Origin of the sequence: Ciceribacter azotifigens, from assembly GCF_048159625.1 — a bacterium.
Taxonomy (GTDB): Bacteria; Pseudomonadota; Alphaproteobacteria; order Rhizobiales; family Rhizobiaceae; genus Allorhizobium; species Allorhizobium azotifigens.
Window position 1 is genome coordinate 1 of sequence record NZ_JBLQTA010000064.1, and the last position, 1339, is coordinate 1339.

2 protein-coding genes are annotated in these 1339 nt (G+C 60.1%); both read right to left on the reverse strand.

Annotation, left to right across the window (positions count from 1 at the left end):
* Nucleotides 1–156: 156 nt before the first annotated feature.
* Complete coding sequence (gene dhaL, locus ACM6UT_RS23290) at nucleotides 157–774, reverse strand: dihydroxyacetone kinase subunit DhaL (protein WP_416799644.1); 618 nt, start codon at nucleotides 772–774, stop codon at nucleotides 157–159.
* Nucleotides 775–779: 5 nt separating this feature from the next.
* The coding region (locus ACM6UT_RS23295; RefSeq protein ID WP_416799645.1) for a dihydroxyacetone kinase subunit DhaK at nucleotides 780–1339 on the reverse strand (560 nt) is incomplete at its 5' end.

Consider the following 1339-nt stretch of genomic DNA (forward strand, 5'->3'; position numbering starts at 1 on the left):
GCCCTCATCTGACGCCGGCTGCGCTTGCAGACTAACAGGCGCCCAAATCCTTGAGTGCTTGCGTGGCCAATTGCGCCGGGTCGGACTGTCGATGACGACCGGGCATGAAGCCGGGAGCCATTCGGATCGCTCTTGATGGGACCCGACAGGACCTCTTCAGCCTTGATCTCCCATGGCGTCCACCAACACAGAGATGATCAGGACTGCGGATACAGCACCTGGATCCACATGCCCTATCGAGCGCTCCCCCAGCCGTGCAGCGCGCCCAAGGGTCGCAATCATGTTGGATGTGGAGGCTGCACCCTCTTTCGCGCGCTCGATGATCTCCAAGGGCTGGGCGGCCGTCGCTGCAGCTTCGGCGGCAGGCTGCCAAGCGTCGAGCATCGTCTTTTGGCCAACGGCTCCCTTGCCGCGAAAGGCAATACCATCTCGCATGGCAACGATGATATCGCGCAGCGCGTGACGCGGCATCTCCGCGCGCGGACCTGCGACCTTGGCCGCACGCATGAAGGCAGTGGCATAGAGCGGGCCGGATGATGCACCGACCGCATTTAGAAAGGCTTTGGCAGCCGCATTAAATCCGTCCTGCAGCATGCCCTCTCTAGGAAGAGCCTCAACGGCAGTGCTCGCTGCACTCATGCCTTGCGCCATGGCGATGCCATGGTCGGCATCGCCGATATGACCGTCAAGGGCACACAGGGCGTCACGCTCCCGCTCCATCGTACTTGCCAAATCCGAGAAAACCTTCTTGAGGTCTGCAAGTGTAAACGACATTACGATCATCCGGCTCTAAACATGGCACAGTCACAAGCGTGATCGAGAAGTGCCTCGAGTTCATCGTCCAGATGCATCAAAGTGATGGATGCTCCGGCCATGTCGAGCGAGGTGCAATAGGGACCGACCCAGGAGCGATGGATTGCAAGGCCCGCATTGCCCAGGCGCTCGCTCACCCTCGCAAACAGGATATAGAGCTCCATGAGGGGCGTAGAGCCCAACGAATTGACGAGCACCGCCACACGACCACCGCGCTCCATGGGCATTTCGGAGAAGAGCGTATCCATGATCTCGTCTGCCACTTCGTTCGCAGTCCTCAAGGGCCCACGCCGAACACCCGGCTCGCCGTGAATGCCCATTCCGATCTCCATCTCGCCGGCTGGCAGTTCAAAATTGAACTTGCGGGTATGGGGAAGCGAGCAGGCGGACAAGGCGACACCCATGGTGTATGTCCTTGCATTGGCATGCCTTGCGACCCGCTCGACCTCGTCAAGAGACATCATCAGATCAGCGGCTGCCCCTGCGGCCTTGAAAATGAAGAGGTTTCCCGCAACACCTCGGCGCT